General features: G+C 61.5%; 3 protein-coding genes. 2 read left to right on the forward strand and 1 reads right to left on the reverse strand.

Annotated features, from left to right (window positions below; genetic code table 11):
• Together ENZ75_RS30450 and ENZ75_RS30455 are read left to right on the forward strand one after the other, a co-directional pair.
• Positions 1 to 576, forward strand: a 576-nt coding sequence (locus ENZ75_RS30450; RefSeq protein ID WP_164888130.1) for a LysE family translocator, incomplete at its 5' end; no start/stop codon positions are given.
• 157 nt (positions 577 to 733) lie between these two features.
• Positions 734 to 1,141, forward strand: coding sequence for an SET domain-containing protein-lysine N-methyltransferase (locus ENZ75_RS30455; protein WP_013532664.1), 408 nt, complete (start codon positions 734 to 736; stop codon positions 1,139 to 1,141).
• A 1-nt stretch (position 1,142) separates the two neighbouring features.
• On the opposite strand, the gene ENZ75_RS30460 is transcribed toward ENZ75_RS30455, so the two are convergent.
• A partial coding sequence (locus ENZ75_RS30460) for a cytochrome c (protein ID WP_128278571.1) occupies positions 1,143 to 1,901 on the reverse strand: 759 nt, incomplete at its 5' end.

Genomic DNA, 1,901 nt, shown 5'->3' on the forward strand with positions numbered 1-1,901 from the left:
GTCTTCATTCCAGGCCCCGCCACCCTGCTGACGATCGCCCGGGCAACGAGTTCCGGAACCAGGGTCGGCATCGCGACGGGCGCCGGGATCGCTGCCGGCGACGTCTTTCATACCGTCATGGCCATGATCGGCATCTCGGCGATCATCGCCGCGTCGGCGACGCTGTTCAGCGTCATCAAGTACATCGGCGCGGCCTACCTGGTTTATCTCGGCATTCGCGCGATCATCGAGAAAACACCGGCCAACCCGGCGGCCGGTGCGCTCGCGATCTCCGCCGGCAAGGCGTTTCGACAGGCTGTCCTGACCGAAGTGCTCAACCCCAAGACCGCTCTGTTCTTCCTCGCTTTTCTGCCTCAGTTCGTGCGGCCTGAAAACGGATCGGTGATGCTTCAGATGGCCGCGTTGGGGGTCATCTTCGTCATACTGGGCCTTTTCAGCACGGTCGTCTTTGCCGTGAGCGCTGGCCGGCTCGGCACGTTCCTGCGCCGAAATCCGTCGGTGTTACGATTGCAGGGCAAAGTTGTCGGCGGCATCTACTGCGCTTTGGGCGTCCGTCTGGCGCTGCAGCAACGCTGACTCTGGACGATAATCGACGCACCCTTTCCAGAGGGCTGGGTGTCAGGACTTTTTGAAGCTCCCGTCGCTCATTTTCACTCGCAATTGCGACGACCGCGCGCTACCCAGTGCGCGGCTTTTCCCGGCCTGACAGCCTCCAATCGCGTAAAGGTTCATTATGCTGCTCGTCGACGTCTATCTCGACAAATCACCCATCCAGGGAATCGGCGTCTTTGCCAAGAACCACATTCCTCGCGGTACTCTGATCTGGAAGTTAGACCCAAGGTTCGATCGGCTCATCGAGGTCGAGACTTATGAGCGGGCGGCCGGCCCGGTGAAGAGCTATCTCGACCGCTACTCCTATCCTGACCGCCGCGATCCGAACTACATCGTCTTCGAAGCCGACGACGCGCGCTACATGAACCATGCCGACGAGCCTAATTGCGACGTCTCCTCACCCGAGGAGAGTTTTGCGCTGCGCGACATCGCGCCTGGCGAAGAGTTGACCTGCAACTACAACCATTTTTTCGAAACGGGCTTCGATTTTCTCGGTGACCGCCACCTGTCATCCGCAGACTCGATCTAGACTAGTTCGCCCTCTTGCGGGCCGGATAGCCGTTTGGATGCGCGGGTATCGCCTTGAGATAGGCGGCGATGGCAGCACGGTCCTGCGGCGCCAGCTCGGCCATGTTTCGCTGCACGTCGACCATGGCGCCGCCGACGGAATCAAAATCGGGCGTGAAGCCGGTTTCGAGGTAGTTGGCGATGTCGGCTTCCGACCAATCGCCTATACCGCCCTCGCCCGATGTGATGTTCGGCACGACGCCGCTGCCTTCGGCAGCCACCGCACCGGCCAGCCACACGTTCTTTTTCGTACCACCTGCGAGGTCGCGCGGCGTGTGGCATTCGCCGCAATGACCCGGCCCCTCGACCAGATAGCGGCCGGCCATGACCGGATCGGGCGTGGCAGCGGGAAATGGAACGACAGGCTGGTCGCTAAGATAGAGCAATTTCCACAGGCCGATGCCGCGACGAATGTTGAAGGGAAAACCGAGCGAATTTGCAGGCGCCTTGCCGGCGACGGCCGGCAGCGTCTTGAGGAAGGCATAGAGATCGCCAATGTCGACCGGATTCATGCGCGCGTAGGACGCATAGGGAAACGCCGGATAGAAGTGTCGGCCCGAAGGCGACACGCCCTTCAGCATGGCATTGGCGAGGTCCTCGACCGACCATGCGCCGATGCCGTCCTTGGCGTCTTGCGAAATGTTGGGCGGCACGAAGGTTCCGAACGGCGTCTTGAGCTCGAGACCGCCCGCGAGTTGAAGCCGCGCATCGCCCTGTGAGCC

Origin of the sequence: Mesorhizobium sp. M7A.F.Ca.CA.002.04.1.1, assembly GCF_004022805.1 — a bacterium.
GTDB classification, from domain to species: domain Bacteria; phylum Pseudomonadota; class Alphaproteobacteria; order Rhizobiales; family Rhizobiaceae; genus Mesorhizobium; species Mesorhizobium ciceri.